Origin of the sequence: Flavobacterium cupreum, assembly GCF_003996965.1 — a bacterium.
In the GTDB taxonomy this organism is placed as follows: Bacteria; Bacteroidota; Bacteroidia; order Flavobacteriales; family Flavobacteriaceae; genus Flavobacterium; species Flavobacterium cupreum.
Genome location: NZ_QWDM01000162.1, coordinates 1 through 325 on the forward strand (window position 1 = coordinate 1; position 325 = coordinate 325).

1 protein-coding gene is annotated in these 325 nt (G+C 43.4%); it reads left to right on the forward strand.

Annotated features, from left to right (window positions below; translation table 11 throughout):
- Positions 1-325 (forward strand): hypothetical protein (locus tag D0817_RS27050; protein WP_202866537.1); only part of this gene is annotated, 325 nt, incomplete at both ends.

Consider the following 325-nt stretch of genomic DNA (forward strand, 5'->3'; position numbering starts at 1 on the left):
TTCCGAGCTTGCCGTAATTATTAGAGACGATACGTCGGTGCCTGTGCAAATTGATGGCAGGTCCGTCACTCCCGTTAGTGCGAAGGTTTATGACTTGCGAAGAAAACTTTGGTGTAAATTATTTGGCCTTACCGATGGTGCGCTTCTGCCTGCAGATTCACTTTTCGGTGTCATCGACAAACCCGCTTCTAATAAGACATGGAAAGCTATACAGAAAATAGCATTTGATAATGCGTTGGCCTATCAAAATGCGTTCCCTTATTTGCCAAAAATATATGGCGATTTCAGTTCAATCTGGCCGACATGGTCAAAAAAACTTGGCAAG